Source organism: Enterobacter sp. ZOR0014, assembly GCF_000798855.1.
Classification (GTDB): domain Bacteria; phylum Pseudomonadota; class Gammaproteobacteria; order Enterobacterales; family Enterobacteriaceae; genus Enterobacter; species Enterobacter kobei.
Genome location: NZ_JTLF01000191.1, coordinates 1 through 16,315 on the forward strand (window position 1 = coordinate 1; position 16,315 = coordinate 16,315).

Sequence of the window (16,315 nt, forward strand, 5' to 3'; positions counted from 1 at the left end):
CCATGGGTGGCGCTTTTTTAGCTGTGATGGGCAGGTAAAATCTGTGTCGTGAGAAAATAACGCTCATTTAAAACGATTATTTTTTAAACGCAAAAGAGCTTATTCAAGTAATGTTAGTTTGTCTCAAAATTTCAGTAGCACCATCCACAAATCAAACACCCTACCCCAAAACCACCCAACCCATTGTTTTTAATGGCTTTTACTAAACTAAACGTGCAGTAACAACCGCTACTCAACAAAATATGTAAACTACTGTGATAACTAAATTATAATTCATATACTTCGTTAAAAAAGTGGGGGTCAAAATGAGATTAACCTTAATGCTGTTGTGCTGTCTGGTGCCAACTTTAGCCTGGGCAGGTGAACTGCCAAAACCTGTTGGAAAACCTATTTTGACGATTTACGGTAATATAGAAAATACCAACGAAGAGGGAAAAGCAGTGTTTGATCTCGCCAGCCTTGAAAAACTAGGGATGGTGAGTTTCGAGACGACATCGCCCTGGTATAACGGACGTACAAAGTTTGAGGGTGTCCCTATGAGAAAACTCATGGATTATGTGGGGGCAAAGGGTACTAACGTTAACGTCATTGCGCTCAATGATTACTCTACCGTCATCCCTCTTAGCGACTTCAAAAAATACAACGCCATACTTGCCTTAAAGGTCAATGGCGAATATATGCGCATCCGCGACAAAGGCCCGTCGTTCATTGTTTACCCTTATGACAGTCTTCCTGAGTTGAATAATCAAATTTATTATTCTCGTTCAGCATGGCAGGTTAGCAAAATGAAGATTGAGTAGCAGTTCAGGAGAACATAATGAACAGGATACTGGTTGGTATCATTTTTTCTCTTTTTATCACGACAGGATATATTGCATTCCTTGTTTACGATCGACAGCAGGAGTTGCAAAAACTGACTCAATACACCGAGTCCTGGTCCGTGGCTCAACTGGTATCAGAGTATTACCGATTTGAATCATGGCTTGGTCTATACGCAACCGATACCGATGACGTTACGATAGACCAGGTCCGCATGCGTCTTGAAATTATGCTAAGCCAGAGCGATTTAATGAACGGCGGGGATTTAGGTCGCTATATTGACAGCGATAAAATGCACCAGGAACTCGCTTCGCGTTTAGAGAAAATACTGGCGTATCTGGATGGCAATCTCGAAAAAATGAGCCATTCGGAGTTACAGGCATACCTGAAAAATATGCATATGCTTGATGCGCCGCTCAGCCAACTTTCGGCCACGGCATTAACAAAAGATATTAATACAGTTAATGAATCCAACAGAAAAATCCAAATCCTGTATTATATTTACTCCGCACTTTCATTACTTCTGGTGATTTTAAGCTTTATTCTGGGCTTTTTAATGATCTACCAGAATAAAAACATTCTCAAAGCCCACATGCAGGTTAAAAGCCTGGCTGACGAACTACAGATATCAAAAGAAACGCTGCAGATTCAGAACGCGAAGCTGGAGTATGATGTTTATCATGATTCCCTGACCGGTATGAAAAACCGCCTTTTCTTCTGGGACGATCTCAACAAAATTAATCTTCAGGCGGATAAAAACCATATCCCCGTCACGGTGATGTTATTTGATTTAGACCGGTTTAAAGAGGTCAACGATACCTATGGTCATGATGCCGGAGATTTACTGCTGAACCAGGTCTCCCGCCGCCTTACCTCAATGAGCAGTGCGACGGATACGTTTTACCGTTTGGGTGGCGACGAGTTTGCCCTTCTCTCAAGCGGCCTGACGGAAAGCGCTGCGGTTTCACGCGCCAAAGAGATCAGCGATCATATCAGCCAGCCCTATACGATTAATAACCAGCTTATAAAAATTGCCACCTGCGTGGGTATTGTTTTATCGGATAACGAACGACGCTCTGATTATCTTTACAAGTTTGCCGATCTCGCCCTCTACGAAGCCAAAAAAGAGGGCTCGCAGCAGATAAAAGTCTTCCGTCAGTGGATGCTGCAAAAACTGCAGGAAAGCAGAACCCTTGAACATGATATGGCGCTGGCGCTCGATCACCATGAATTTGTTGTGTATTACCAGCCTATTGTCGATGCATTCAGCAATGATATTTACGGCTATGAAGCGCTTATTCGCTGGATACACCCGCAGAAGGGAATACTGTCGCCGGATTACTTTATCTCTGTCGCTGAAAAAACAGGGATGATCAATGAGATCGGTAAAAATGTGCTTGAGCTTGCCTGCCGGGAGGCCGTTTCCTGGGCGGTTCCGGCACGGATCTCGGTGAACGTCTCGCCTGTTCAGTTAGGCACGAAATCCTTTACGGCGATGGTGCAGTCTATTCTGAAAGAGACTGGGCTACCGGCCAATCGCCTTGAGTTAGAAGTCACCGAGTCTTCACTCTTCAGTGACAGCAACACGCCAGTCACTATTCTCAAAAAGCTCAGATCGCTGGGGGTAAGAATTTCGATCGATGATTTCGGTACCGGGTATTCATCGCTCTCACGGCTCAGTGAACTCAACTTTGATAAAATCAAAATAGATAAATCCTTTGTGAATCCCATATCCACGCAAGATGAAGCGCTGAATATCGTTAAGCTGATCGCCGGTATGGCGAAGAGTCTTAATATGAGGGTCATTGCAGAAGGTGTCGAAACCGAAGCTCAGCTTGAACGTCTTCAGGCGCTTGGCTGCGACCTCGTGCAGGGCTATCTGTTCGGAAAACCGCAGGCTGAAGTCGACAAAAAAATAAAAAGCGGTGCAGCGTGATCCCACCGGGATCACACTTTTCAGCCGTGGGTATTCACATCCCCTCACCAGCTGTTACCATTCAACCCGTAAATACCTTTCAACTCAACCCGAGGCTTTGATGCTGGAGAATGTCATCATCCGATAATCAGCTCCCCGACCTTTCAGGCCGGACTGATTATCAATGCGCCGAAATCGAATGCGGGCACCGCTGTGTGTTTGCACGTTTTGCACATGATGATTAAACAGGTTTTCCAGTATGAATTTATCGCGTCAGGAACAACGTACCTTACACGTTCTCGCCAAAGGTGGCCGTATTGTGCACGTCCGCGATACGTCCGGCCGCGTCACCGCCGTGGAATGCTACAGCCGCGAAGGGCTGCTGCTGTCTGATTGCACGCTCGCCGTCTTTAAAAAACTCAAAACTAAAAAGCTGATCAAATCCGTTAAGGGTCAGCCCTACCGCATCAATACCACCGGGCTGAACAACGTTCGTGCTCAGCCTGACAATCGTTAAGGAGAGGAATATGGATATCCCACGTATTTTTACCGTCAGCGAAAGCGAACACCGCATTCATAACCCCTTTACGCCAGAAAAGTACGCCACGCTGGGCCGCGTGTTACGCATGAAGCCAGACACGCGCATTCTCGATCTCGGCAGCGGCTCGGGAGAGATGCTTTGCACCTGGGCACGTGACCACGGGATTACCGGCACCGGCATCGACATGAGCCCGCTCTTTACTACGCAGGCCAAACTGCGCGCAGAGGAACTGGGCGTTGCCGAACGCGTTCAATTTTTTCATAACGACGCGGCAGGTTACGTTGCGGATGAAAAATGTGACGTGGCGGCGTGTATTGGAGCCACATGGATTGCAGGTGGCGTCGCCGGAACGATAAGCCTGCTGGCACAAAGCCTTAAGCGCGGGGGAATCATGCTCATCGGCGAACCTTACTGGCGGCGGCTTCCCGCAACGGATGAGATCGCTCGGGCCTGTGGCGCCTCGTCCATCGCAGACTTTCTCACCCTGCCCGACCTCGTCGCCTCTTTCGATCAGCAAGGCTATGACCTGGTGGAAATGGTGCTGGCCGACCAGGAAGGCTGGGACCGATACGAAGCCGCGAAATGGATGACGCTGCGTCGCTGGCTGGAGCAACACCCTGACGATGACTTTGCGCAGGAGGTGCGAGCGGAGCTGAAAAGCGCGCCTGAACGCCATGTGACCTACACGCGGGAATACCTCGGCTGGGGCGTGTTTGCGTTAATGGCACGACAGGAGGACGTTTGCGGTACCGCCTAAAGGGGAAACCGGATCACACAGAGTATAAATCGTTGTCGAAACCCGTGGGGTAATAGTCTGATGGCGTGTTTATGCAGAAGCCTGAAGAAACAGTGGATGACCAATTTTCGTTGTCCAGGATATTGCCTCACTTTCGCCTGCCCTTACCGCCCCCTCCGGGGCGGTAAGGCTTTTTTGCCTTGTGAAACGCCCTGACTGGTCAACTCCTGGTTCCCAGTTCTGAACGAATGAGGCATTACAAGTTGGTAGTCGAATGATAAGGTAGATTTCCCTCTCTCTACCGGGATGAAGCCAACGTGAGTATTTCAGACAACTATGAATGGTATAAGAATGACTACCTGGTGAGTACAGACAGAGAAAAGCTGGACGTGCAGGCCATCCATCAATATCTGACGAGATCAACCTGGGCAAAAGGTATTCACCTGGACATAGTCTCTTCCTCAATAGAAAACAGCCTTAACTTTGGCGTTTACCATAATGGAAACCAGATTGGTTTCGCTCGTCTGATAACGGATTATGCAACCTTCGCCTACCTTTGCGATGTTTATATACTTGAAGACTATCAGGGTGAGGGGCTTGGAAGATGGGTTATGGAATACATTCACAGTCACCCCGTGTTTGAGCCGCTTCGCAGGATCATGTTATTTACTACCACCGCGCCCTGGCTTTATGAGAAATTTGGCTACGAGCCCGTTAACAGGGAAAACTATGCCTGGACGATTACGCGGCCTGATATTTATACGGTTGGGGAAAAACAGGGTTGAGATTAGTTGACCGCTAAAATGCTCGGTAAAATTGATAGGATTTTGAATTACAATGTGACAAATACGGCACAGGGGAAGAATGCGGTTTACTTGAATGTAAGATAAATAGTCGATTTAGATGGTGCCGATAATAGGAATAAAACACGAGGTTAACGCATTGTTTTTATTGTTTTTTTAATTTTCGCATCTTTAAAATGCCCCCATAAATGCCCCCAGTTGGTTACTGCTTAGGGGCATTATGATCAAGTATGGTCTCTCTTGTAGTTGCGGGTAAACTCAACAAACATATTGTGAGCAGCCTGCTCATCTCCTAACGCAACTTCGCGCATGACTTGTAAGAGAAGTACGGTCATAGGCATCACTTCATCAAGATCCAGATCTGCGGGATAGCTATCTGGGTCAATGGCCATATCGAGATTATAAAACCACCATAACTCAATCTTTCGTGTGAGAGAAATTATTGTATTAATCTCAACAGTTACATTAAGTAAATCAGCCTCAGGAATTAAATCAAACATTTCATGAGAAAGTTTATTCCTGATTTTTTTTAGGCGTTCAAATGTTTCGATATCACACTGTTCTAAAGCGTTATGTTCCGTCAACCAGCTTATCGATGCATAAAGTCTACTTTTATTTCTATTTAAGACTTTTTCCCTGTACTCTACGAATTCATCTTCGTTTCCAAAACTTAAGTAAAAACGCTCTAATTTTCCAATTACAATTTCTTTTAGAAACTCAAAGGATGCAATAAAAATAGAATAAGAAATAACTCTTTCCTTTAATGATTTTGGCTCTAATATTCTCGCCCATTTTTTATAATTCTCATCGCCATGCATTGTTCAATCCCTTTTAAATAAATCAACATATTCAATCAACATTATTCCATTAAGATCTTTAGGTTTTTTAAATAATGTGTACTTGTCATCAATAAAAATGGGTTTATTATTAACAAGGCATTGATAAAACTTATTGCCATTGATAAGCACGCTATCAACATATTTAGATACATCACCCATTCCGAATTGCCTAAACTTGGTAAAAAACACCAACCAAAGAACATCGAAAACAGAATCTTTTGCTGAAGAACGCTTAACATCATCGACAATAATACCTTTAATAAAGTCTTTTATTTCAGGGTGTGACTTTTTGTGCTCTAGAAAAATAAGGTCGATAATAGCAAGAACATTCCCCATTACTTTTTCAGACTCTCTTTTTATCATGAAAAGCAGGCTTATTAATTTTTTGATTTCCTTGAGTTGCTTGGCCTTATCTTTGGAGAAAATAATCTTCAATCTATCTTTTTTAGTTAATTCAGAAATAAATTTATTTAGTATACTTGTGCCAGGATACTCATAATGAATATCCAACGCCTTGAGTGCCGCTTGCTCAAACTCTCTGAATGAAAAAGACTCTGCTCCTGACAATGAATACGGGTAGTACTTTTTAGAATGCTCTCTGTAAAGCCCATTCGGTAGCTTATTTATTTTTGTTTTAGACTCATTGATATTTAAGTTGTATTTATTCAATTCATCAGAAATATTTTTTAATACTTTCTTTGCATCAGATTCACTATTACAGAGAATTCGATAATCATCTTTAAATCTAACACCAACAAAGACGATATCCTTGAGCTTTAATGATACATCTCTATCTACTTTGGAAAGAATTATTTCCGCAATCAAATCACTTAGAGCAGACCCTACTGATATACCATTTGTTTTTTTATCATTTGAATATTGTAGCAATCTATCAAGCTTGTTACCTAACAGAGTGTATTCTTTATCGTTACGTGATATATTTTTGTCATGTAATGCCCAAGGAATGCTGTGAGTGTATATTGAGGCATAAAAATTGGTAATATCAGTTCTAACTAAGTAACTATAGTTTACTGCATCAACAATCAGATCCCTTTCAGCCATCTCAATCCACTCATATATCATCCTCCCAGAACGTATGGGTGACAGAGACAACCCCTCAGTTTTAGTAACAGGAATAGGCAAACTGTATGTGAAAATTTTAGTTTCATCATTAAAAAGATGGTTTACTACTAACTGCCAATCTTTGACAAGCCAGTAAACCATATCATGATAAAACTTGGGATGCTGTATACCAAAAATACGATGAGTGAGTGATGTTTTAGGATACGATACATTAACAATCTCTTTCTCTTTGAGATTATTAAGATTATCAAAATACGGTTTTCGATTTAGTTTAATCCCTCCGGCTTTGAAGCTAGGGGGTAAAACGTATTCCTCTGGAAAATAGCCATCATTCAATAACCATCGACCAACTACTCTTGGCTTAATATTATTGAGAAGCTTTTTAGTTTCAAGATAGTGCTCCTTAACCAGCATGCAACCCCCGCCTACTCAAACGTTATTGTTTTATCATGAAAATGGTAGTTTTATTCTACAACATTTTTCAAGTGACACATCACCATAGTTACTGACTGACATTGATTTTTTACCAACACATTAAAAGCATGCAATGCGTCATACTGACAAAAAATACTTCCCTGACCAAAATCGCACTACACCGCACCCGCCTGCGGTTTTCAGATCGCAAAAATTTTTCAGTTGGGATTTTTTACAAATGATAGCGCCAGACCGCGCCACAACTGGGGATTTACAGCGAGCAGGGAACTGAAAAGAGTGAAAAGAATTTCAGCTTTTTTCAGTTTAGCTTTACTCCAACATCGTAACCACTTGAATTAAGCTATTGATAGTAAAGAGATATAAAATTTTAGGTGAGATTTTTCATGATAACTGACGGCACACTTAAAAGTTAAGGAACTGATTCTTATAGACATTTTTTCTTAAGCAGCTGAAATTTAATGAGCCGAAGCCGGGAAAATTTTAGTTTCTCCCGGCGAACCGTTCAGTGGCTCTCTTTGGCTGCCAGTACGGCAGCGACGACTGGCAACGGTTCTGTCGGCCAATAATCTGGCATCCAGTCTGAGCCGGCGTGGCAACTGCTGGGATAATGTGGTGGCCGAATCGTTCTTCAGTTCACTGAAAAAGAACGCATCAAGAAAAGAATATACAGAACCTGGGCTCTCGCCCGGGCCGATATCTTCGATTACATTGAAGTCTTCTATAACCGGGCCCGGCGCCACCGCCATCTCGGCGGCGTCAGTCCGGAGGCCTTCAAACAGGCCTCGCCGTGAGGACAGAATTTGTCTACGGGCATGGGGTCAGTCCAGTAGCATCATTGAGCGCCGCACGAAGCGCTAAGGGTTCAAGTGATGTGTTTAAAGAGTCCGGCAACTTTTTTAGCTTCAAGGGATGGCATAAGTTCTAATACTGTTCGCGCTTGAGCCTGGTAACTACCCGCCAGTACGTTGTGCAATCCTTGAGCCGATACAACGCAAAGGCGTTTACCAAGTGTTATCAAGGATGATAATTGAAGATACAATCCGTTAGATTTTTTAAGCTAACTGATTGATTTTCTTATATGGTGCCGATAATAGGAGTCGAACCTACGACCTTCGCATTACGAATGCGCTGCTCTACCAACTGAGCTATATCGGCCCTGAGAGGCCGGTTACGAGTGTAACCACGGGGCAAAAGGTTAGATCTAACCGGGTGATGCGTCAATGCCCTTTTGAATCAAACGGCTATTTTTGCATCACCCGTGATTATTTACGCACGAATTGTATCGTCACCGAAGCCGATCCACTTGTACGTGGTCAGAGCTTCGAGGCCCATCGGACCGCGCGCGTGCAGTTTCTGCGTGCTGACCGCCACTTCTGCGCCAAGTCCAAACTGGCCACCGTCGGTGAAGCGCGTTGAGGCGTTGACATACACCGCAGAGGAGTCCACTTCGTTCACGAAGCGATCGGCATTGCGCAGCGTACGCGTCAGGATCGCGTCAGAATGCTGGGTACCATGCTCACGGATGTGGGCAATCGCGTCATCGAGATCGCTAACAATCTTCACGTTCAGATCCAGCGACAGGAACTCGTCATCGTATTGCTCCGCTTTGACTGGCACTACCTTAGCCGGGCCATCCTGGAGCAGTGCGAGCGCATTGGCATCCGCGTGCAGCGTTACGCCGCTCTCCGCCATCTGTTTGCTCAGCGCCGGGAGGAAGGTATTTGCAATACCCTGATGCACCAGCAGCGTTTCCACGGTGTTACAGGTACTTGGACGCTGAGTTTTGGCGTTAACGATAATCTTCAGCGCCGGGGCAATCTCTGCGCTGTCATCGACAACGATATGGCATACGCCGATACCGCCTGTAATGACCGGAATAGTGGACTGTTCACGGCACAGCTTGTGCAGACCTGCGCCACCGCGTGGGATTAACATGTCGATATATTTATCCATGCGCAGCATTTCGTTGACCAGCGCACGGTCTGGGCTCTCGATCGCCTGCACGGCTCCCGCCGGTAAGCCACACTCTTCCAGCGCCTGCTGAATGACGTTTACCGTCGCGGCGTTGGTGCGCCAGGTCTCTTTTCCGCCGCGCAGAATGGCAGCGTTACCGGTTTTCAGGCACAGAGAGGCGACGTCAACCGTCACGTTTGGACGGGCTTCATAAATCACACCAATGACGCCGAGCGGCACGCGGCGACGCTCCAGTCGCAAACCGCTGTCAAGCAGCCCACCGTCAATCACCTGCCCTACCGGGTCAGCCAGATTACAAACCTGACGGACATCATCAGCGATGCCTTTCAGGCGCGCCGGCGTCAGCGCAAGGCGGTCGAGCATCGCTTCGCTCAGGCCGTTTTCACGCGCCTCAGCTAAATCTTGTTCGTTGGCTCGCAGGATCTCAGCGGATTGCGATTCCAGATAATCAGCGATTTTTTCCAGCACGCGGTTTTTCTCACGGCTGGAAAGGAGCGCCAGTTTGTAAGAGGCGGCCTTCGCGGCTGCGCCCATTTGTTCCAGCATGTTCTGGCTCCTTAACGAATAATCATGTCATCGCGGTGAACGGCAACCGGGCCATATTCATAGCCCAGAATGGCGTCGATCTGCTGCGAATGGTGGCCCGCAATGCGGCGCAGCGCGTCGCTGTTATAGCGGCTTACGCCATGGGCGATATCGCGACCTTCAAGGTTACGGATGCGGATCACTTCACCACGGGAGAAGTTGCCTGTCACGCTTTTAATTCCTTTAGGAAGCAATGAACTCCCTCGTTCCAGAATCGCCGCCGTCGCGCCTTCATCAACGGTGAGCTCACCGGCAGGAGGCGCGCCAAATATCCAGCGCTTGCGGTTTTCCAGCGGGGATTCCTGCGCGTGGAAGCGGGTGCCGACAGAGATGCCTTCCATCACGTCACCAATCACGCCCGGGCGGCTGCCCGCCGCAATAATGGTGTCGATACCGGCACGGCACGCCACGTCAGCAGCCTGCAGCTTGGTTCCCATGCCACCGGTTCCTAGCCCTGAAACGCTGTCACCCGCGATGGCACGTAGCGCATCGTCGATGCCATGAACGTCGGTGATCAGTTCGGCTTCCGGGTTGGAGCGCGGATCGGCGGTAAACAGCCCTTGCTGATCGGTCAGAAGCAGGAGTTTATCAGCTCCAGCCAGAATGGCGGCCAGCGCAGAGAGATTATCGTTATCCCCCACTTTGATTTCAGCGGTGGCAACGGCATCGTTTTCGTTGATGACGGGAACAATGTTGTTGTCCAGCAGCGCGCGCAGGGTATCACGCGCGTTCAGGAAGCGCTCTCTGTCTTCCATATCCGCGCGCGTCAGCAGCATCTGCCCGACGTGAATACCATAGATAGAGAACAGCTGTTCCCAGAGTTGAATGAGTCGGCTTTGTCCCACGGCGGCCAGCAGCTGTTTAGAGGCGATCGTCGCGGGGAGTTCGGGGTAACCCAGATGTTCACGCCCGGCGGCAATCGCCCCGGAAGTCACAATCACAATACGATGCCCTGCGGCATGCAGTTGAGCGCACTGACGTACAAGCTCAACAATGTGGGCGCGATTTAGGCGGCGCGATCCGCCTGTTAACACACTGGTACCGAGTTTTACCACCAGCGTCTGGCTGTCACTCATGATTCTCTGCCGTTCAACGATAAGGGAAAGTAATGTCGAACGAACGTTTTAACAGGAGTCAGCCCGGTTGCCAACTGCCTTAGTACATCACAAAGCACTTTGTTGCGCGGGATCAGGAAGCGTAGCGGCAAAATTTGACGGATTTATTACCGAAATAATAAATCACAGTTTTTTAAAATTATTCTTAGTTTGTCATAAAAGTTTCATTCCAGAACGATAAAACCCTTCCTGTTTTTTCACGGGACTTAAGCATGAGCTTATCGTCCAGCGAATTTTTTTAGCGCGTTTATAAGACAGGATCGAAAATGAAAAAGAGCACTCTGGCATTAGTGGTTATGGGCGTGGTGGCTTCTGCATCCGTTCACGCAGCTGAAGTTTATAATAAAAACGGTAATAAACTGGACGTGTACGGCAAAGTTAAAGCGATGCACTATATCAGCGATGATGACACCAAAGATGGTGACCAGACGTACGTTCGCTTCGGTTTTAAAGGTGAAACCCAGATTAACGATCAGCTGACGGGCTATGGCCGTTGGGAAGCCGAATTTGCCGGTAACAAAGCCGAAAGCGACTCTTCTCAGAAAACACGCCTGGCGTTTGCGGGTCTGAAACTGAAAGACTTTGGTTCCCTGGATTATGGTCGTAACCTGGGTGCCCTGTACGACGTCGAAGCGTGGACCGATATGTTCCCTGAGTTCGGCGGCGACTCTTCCGCACAGACCGACAACTTTATGACCAAGCGTGCCAGCGGCCTTGCAACCTACCGTAACACCGATTTCTTCGGTGCGATTGATGGCCTGGACATGACGCTGCAGTACCAGGGCAAAAACGAAAACCGTGACGCCAAAAAACAGAACGGTGACGGTTTCGGTACCTCTCTGACCTATGACTTCGGCGGTAGCGATTTCGCCGTCAGCGGTGCGTACACCAACTCTGACCGCACCAACGCACAGAACCTGCTGGCGCGTGGTCAGGGCCAGAAAGCAGAAGCCTGGGCTACCGGTCTGAAATACGACGCGAACGATATTTATCTGGCAGCCATGTATTCCGAAACCCGCAATATGACGCCAATTTCCGGCGGCTTTGCTAATAAAGCGCAGAACTTTGAAGTTGTTGCACAATATCAGTTCGATTTCGGCCTGCGCCCGTCTCTGGGCTATGTCCAGTCTAAAGGCAAGGATATCGAAGGGATTGGTGACGAAGACCTGGTGAAATATATCGATGTCGGCGCGACCTATTACTTCAACAAAAATATGTCCGCATTTGTTGATTATAAAATCAACCAGATTGACGACGATAATAAACTGGGCGTAAGCAGCGATGATATTGTTGCGCTGGGTATGACGTACCAGTTCTAAGATTATCCGAATAAGAAAATCCCGGCAGATGTGCCGGGATTTTTTTTGCCCGAAATGAATGCGGTCTGATGCCCTCACCCCGGCCCTCTCCCACAGGGAGAGGGAGAAAAGCATTACGCGGTCAGCTTCACCGCTTCGCTGGAAAAGTTATCCGCGGGTTCGAACTTCAGCTCCAGAGAGGCCAGCAGTGCGCTCGCTTTGTCGTGGAACTCTTTGAGGGTATATTCCAGGCGATCAATCACTTCCTGATCGTTGATGGTGGTGGCCTGCCAGTTGCCGTCTTTATTAAACAGGCCAAACTGGTAGCTATAGGTAAAACGTTTCTCCTCAGCTTCCATTTCCATCCACCAGCCCCAGAATTCACGTTTTTCGGGTGCAGGCTTCACGTTGACGCAAACAGCCAGGCAGTCGAAAAAAAAGCGATTCTCTTCACACTGCTCTTCTCGAATATACGGGCCGAGAGCCATAAATTTCTTAATCAGCCTACTTTTCGGGTGTCCACTCGGTAACGTCATTGCGATCTCCTTTTGTGAAGCCACTGTTTTACCAAACCAGCAAAATTTAGCAATCTATTAACACAATCTCTGAGCGATCCAGCGCGTAATCTCTTTCAGTGCTTTGTCGAAATTCTGATATACCGGGCTGAACGGCACCTCAAGCAATTTGCCATCCGCAGATGACGAAGTGATTAAGCGTGACTCTTCCTCCGGGCTGAACGGATCGTTTTTCCAGAAACCGGACAACATCGGCGTCGGGCAACGGCGTCCCAGCAAACCTTGCGTTTTTAACGAGTAACGATTGAGCTCAACGCGCAGCGCTTCATCTGATGCATCATGCATGCCAAGGCGGCTGGCCAGCACGTCAAGGTACATTTCCGGCACGCTGCCCTGACGGGCAGGATCGCTAAGCAGGGCGTGGACTACCGGGCCCAGGCACGCGACGGCCTTCAGGCGCGATGATTCAAGGTAAGCCAGACGCACTGCGACGTTCGCCCCAAAGCGGAAGCCGAATGCCGCCACGCGGGTGTGGTCAACCCAAGGAATGTTTTCCAGCGCTTTTAGCGCATGCTGGTGCAGCAGACTGGAATCCTGAGTCAGCTTCCATTTGGATGAGAAACCAATTGAGGGCATATCAAGCGTCAACATCGCGATCCCTTTTGGTGCGAAGTAACGCTCATACAGGCTGTAATAGTCGATTTGCAGCGAATCCAGCCCGCCGCACATCAGGACGGTCGGGAACGGGCCGTCTCCTTCAGGCATATGAAGGAACCCGGTGACGGGCGCACCGCCGGGAATGGTGAACTCCAGTTCGCGCATCTGGCCCGGAAGGCGCTGAGCCGCTTCTTCATAGGCTCGGTTCGCCAGCGCCTGAGCCTGCTCAGCCAGCTCATCACCTTTTAAATGCGGGTAGGCGGCAATGGCGTAGAGATTGGCCGCATGGAGCCAGTGCTTGCCGCTCCGCGTAGCATCTTCCTCCTGGCTGGCTTTTTGCTGCCAGAGCATCGCCTGTTTAGACCATTCATAGATCCAGTTGCCGCCGCGATAGCCGACCACCGTGTCGTAGAGTTCGCTGTCTGTGCGCTCCGACTCGCTCATGACGATACGCGCCTGCACATCCAGGATTTCACGCGGATCAATACCGCGCCAAATCCACATCAGGCGGTTAATCATGCGATACCAGTGGGGGACGTTTTTGCCGTCTAAGGCAGACTGGACGGCAGGCTGGATACCCGGATTGAACCGACGGACCAGCGTCGACGTTTCAGGGTGTTTGAAACGGGGTTTGAAGAGTGTCTCGGTGAGATTCGCCTGCGTCATTGCGTTGCCTCCATGGATACGTCATATAACGTCCATTGTAACGCGTGGCAGGATAAAAAGAACAACGCCCGACATAGCCGGGCGTGTAAAGTTACGTGCGGAAATTAACGGCCTGAAATAGGCGGTACAAAGACCACGCCCATATCCCATGGCTGTTCAATCCAGGTATCCTGAGGGATATCAATCACGTAATCGTCAACCAGTGGGCGACCCGCCGGTTTCGCGAAGATAGTGACGAAATGCGCTTTTGGATACATTTCGCGGATAGCCACCGCGGTACCACCGGTGTCCACCAGATCGTCGATGACGATAAAGCCTTCACCGTCGCCTTCAGCGCGTTTCAGCACTTTCAGCTCACGCTGGTTGTCGTGGTCATAGCTGGAGATGCAAACGGTATCGACATGACGAATACCCAGCTCACGTGCCAGCAGCGCCCCCGGTACCAGACCGCCACGGCTGACGGCAATAATGCCTTTCCACTGTTCGGAAGGCATCAGACGCGCAGCCAGTTTGCGGGCGTGAATCTGCAACATGTCCCAGGTGACGACGTATTTTTCGCTCATGTGAAGTGTCCCAGCCTGTTTTTATACGGCTTAAAAAGTGTTCGAGGGGGAAATAGGTTGCGCGAGATTATAGAGATCTGACGCACTAAAAACCAGTGTTTAGCGCCCTCTGCCTGAGTTTTTACATGCTTTATGCTACCAGCCCGCAGAGAAAGTGGTATTCTCAGTTGCATCTCGCAAGCCTGTCTTGTGGTAACTATTAACCTGCTAACCCTGTGACCTGCAACCTTGTTTGCAGAGCATCGACAAGGAGACTTATCGTGTCTGAACTGTCTCAATTATCTCCGCAGCCGCTGTGGGATATTTTTGCCAAAATCTGTTCCATTCCACACCCTTCCTATCATGAAGAACAGCTTGCCGAACATATTATGGGTTGGGCGAAGGAAAAAGGTCTGCACGCTGAACGCGACCAGGTTGGCAACATTCTTATCCGTAAACCGGCCACCGCAGGCATGGAAAACCGCAAACCGGTTGTCCTGCAGGCGCACCTGGACATGGTGCCACAGAAAAACAACGATACCGTTCACGATTTCACTAAAGACCCGATCCAGCCCTACATCGACGGCGACTGGGTGAAAGCGCGCGGCACCACCCTGGGTGCAGATAACGGCATCGGCATGGCTTCTGCGCTGGCCGTGCTGGCGGATGACAGCGTTGAGCACGGTCCGCTGGAAGTGCTGCTGACCATGACCGAAGAAGCGGGCATGGACGGCGCATTCGGTCTGCAGGCGAACTGGCTGCAGGCTGATATCCTGATCAACACCGACTCCGAAGAAGAAGGTGAGATCTACATGGGCTGCGCGGGCGGGATTGATTTCATCTCTACCCTGCCACTGTCACGCGAAGCGGTGCCTGCGGGTTACCAGACCTTCAAGCTGACGCTGAAAGGGCTGAAAGGCGGCCACTCCGGCGGCGATATTCACCTGGGACTGGGCAACGCCAACAAACTGCTGGCACGCTTCCTGGCGGGCCACGCGGCTGAGCTGGATCTGCGCCTGGTAGACTTCAACGGCGGTACCTTGCGCAACGCGATCCCACGCGAAGCCTTCGCCACCGTTGCAGTACCTGCAGCAAAAGCGGACGAGCTGAAAAAACTCTCCAGCGTATACCTGGATATCCTGAAAAACGAACTGTCAGCGAAAGAGAAAAACCTGACCGTGGTGCTGGAGTCTGTTACTACCGACAAAGCCGCGCTGACCGTGCAGTCTCGTGACACCTTTGTTCAGTTGCTGAACGCGACGCCAAACGGCGTGATCCGCAACTCTGACGTGGCGAAAGGCGTGGTAGAAACCTCACTGAACGTGGGCGTGGTCACCATGAGCGACGACAGTGCAGAAATTATCTGCCTGATCCGTTCCCTGATCGACAGCGGTAAAGAGTACGTGGTGAGCATGCTGGAATCTTTGGGGACGCTGGCGGGTGCCAAAACCTCCGCTAAAGGCAGCTACCCGGGCTGGCAGCCGGATGCCAGTTCTCCGGTGATGGCGCTGGTGCGCGAAACCTATCAGCGTCTGTTCAACAGCACGCCGAACATTCAGGTGATCCACGCGGGTCTGGAGTGTGGTCTGTTCAAGAAACCGTATCCGAACATGGACATGGTCTCTATCGGGCCAACCATTACCGGGCCGCACTCGCCGGATGAGCAAGTTCATATCGAAAGTGTGGGCCATTACTGGACCCTGCTGACCGAGTTGCTGAAGGCGATTCCTGCTAAGTAATTCGTCGTCTGTTGCCCGGTGGCGCTACGCTTACCGGGCCTACGATTGGCGTA

The 16,315-nt window shown here is 48.9% G+C and carries 14 protein-coding genes, 1 tRNA gene and 1 pseudogene; 8 read left to right on the plus strand and 8 right to left on the minus strand.

The annotated features are described in order from the left end of the window. The first annotated feature begins 305 nt into the window (after positions 1–305). From L977_RS10320 to L977_RS10340, 5 genes are all read left to right on the plus strand, one after another. On the plus strand, positions 306–800 hold the full coding sequence (locus L977_RS10320; protein ID WP_032628721.1) for a molybdopterin-dependent oxidoreductase: 495 nt from the start codon (positions 306–308) through the stop codon (positions 798–800). A 17-nt stretch (positions 801–817) separates the two neighbouring features. Beyond that, positions 818–2,755, plus strand: a complete 1,938-nt coding sequence (locus L977_RS10325; protein ID WP_014882707.1) for a putative bifunctional diguanylate cyclase/phosphodiesterase — start codon at positions 818–820, stop codon at positions 2,753–2,755. Between the two features lie 238 nt (positions 2,756–2,993). Next, the gene (locus L977_RS10330; protein WP_014882706.1) at positions 2,994–3,251 is read left to right on the plus strand and encodes a YjhX family toxin; all 258 of its coding nucleotides are present in this window, start codon (positions 2,994–2,996) and stop codon (positions 3,249–3,251) included. 10 nt (positions 3,252–3,261) lie between these two features. Then, complete coding sequence (locus L977_RS10335) at positions 3,262–4,032, plus strand: SAM-dependent methyltransferase (RefSeq protein ID WP_047625703.1); 771 nt, start codon at positions 3,262–3,264, stop codon at positions 4,030–4,032. Between the two features lie 296 nt (positions 4,033–4,328). Then, on the plus strand, positions 4,329–4,796 hold the full coding sequence (locus L977_RS10340) for a GNAT family N-acetyltransferase (protein ID WP_047625704.1): 468 nt from the start codon (positions 4,329–4,331) through the stop codon (positions 4,794–4,796). Between the two features lie 242 nt (positions 4,797–5,038). Here L977_RS10340 and L977_RS10345 read toward each other — a convergent pair whose 3' ends face one another. Together L977_RS10345 and L977_RS10350 are read right to left on the minus strand one after the other, a co-directional pair. Next, positions 5,039–5,632: a hypothetical protein gene (locus L977_RS10345; protein ID WP_052192619.1), complete on the minus strand. Its 594-nt coding sequence runs from the start codon at positions 5,630–5,632 to the stop codon at positions 5,039–5,041. Between the two features lie 3 nt (positions 5,633–5,635). Beyond that, a complete protein-coding gene (locus L977_RS10350) occupies positions 5,636–7,150 on the minus strand; it encodes an RNA-directed DNA polymerase (protein WP_047625705.1) in 1,515 nt (504 codons plus the stop codon). A 538-nt stretch (positions 7,151–7,688) separates the two neighbouring features. Here L977_RS10350 and L977_RS23155 point away from each other — a divergent pair. Beyond that, positions 7,689–7,962, plus strand: a pseudogene (locus L977_RS23155) (IS3 family transposase); the annotation flags it as partial. 288 nt (positions 7,963–8,250) lie between these two features. On the opposite strand, the gene L977_RS10355 reads toward L977_RS23155, so the two are convergent. From L977_RS10355 to proB, 3 genes are all read right to left on the minus strand, one after another. Next, positions 8,251–8,326 (minus strand) — tRNA-Thr (locus L977_RS10355). A gap of 111 nt (positions 8,327–8,437) precedes the next feature. After that, positions 8,438–9,691 carry a glutamate-5-semialdehyde dehydrogenase gene (gene proA, locus L977_RS10360; RefSeq protein ID WP_047343780.1) on the minus strand — a complete coding sequence of 418 codons (1,254 nt, stop codon included), beginning with the start codon at positions 9,689–9,691 and terminating at the stop codon, positions 8,438–8,440. 11 nt (positions 9,692–9,702) lie between these two features. Then, positions 9,703–10,806: a glutamate 5-kinase gene (proB, locus tag L977_RS10365; protein ID WP_014882684.1), complete on the minus strand. Its 1,104-nt coding sequence runs from the start codon at positions 10,804–10,806 to the stop codon at positions 9,703–9,705. A 305-nt stretch (positions 10,807–11,111) separates the two neighbouring features. On the opposite strand from proB, the gene phoE reads away from it, so the two are divergent. Next, positions 11,112–12,164, plus strand: coding sequence for a phosphoporin PhoE (phoE, locus tag L977_RS10370; protein ID WP_014882683.1), 1,053 nt, complete (start codon positions 11,112–11,114; stop codon positions 12,162–12,164). Positions 12,165–12,277: 113 nt separating this feature from the next. On the opposite strand, the gene crl is transcribed toward phoE, so the two are convergent. From crl to gpt, 3 genes are all read right to left on the minus strand, one after another. Beyond that, positions 12,278–12,679 carry a sigma factor-binding protein Crl gene (crl, locus tag L977_RS10375; protein ID WP_014882682.1) on the minus strand — a complete coding sequence of 134 codons (402 nt, stop codon included), beginning with the start codon at positions 12,677–12,679 and terminating at the stop codon, positions 12,278–12,280. Positions 12,680–12,736: 57 nt separating this feature from the next. Next, on the minus strand, positions 12,737–13,981 hold the full coding sequence (gene frsA, locus L977_RS10380) for an esterase FrsA (protein ID WP_014882681.1): 1,245 nt from the start codon (positions 13,979–13,981) through the stop codon (positions 12,737–12,739). A gap of 104 nt (positions 13,982–14,085) precedes the next feature. Further along, positions 14,086–14,544 (minus strand): xanthine phosphoribosyltransferase, encoded by a 459-nt coding sequence (gpt, locus tag L977_RS10385; protein ID WP_003863205.1) that lies wholly within the window; start codon positions 14,542–14,544, stop codon positions 14,086–14,088. Positions 14,545–14,804: 260 nt separating this feature from the next. Here gpt and pepD point away from each other — a divergent pair, with 260 nt between their 5' ends. After that, positions 14,805–16,262: a cytosol nonspecific dipeptidase gene (pepD, locus tag L977_RS10390; RefSeq protein ID WP_014882680.1), complete on the plus strand. Its 1,458-nt coding sequence runs from the start codon at positions 14,805–14,807 to the stop codon at positions 16,260–16,262. Positions 16,263–16,315: the final 53 nt, after the last annotated feature.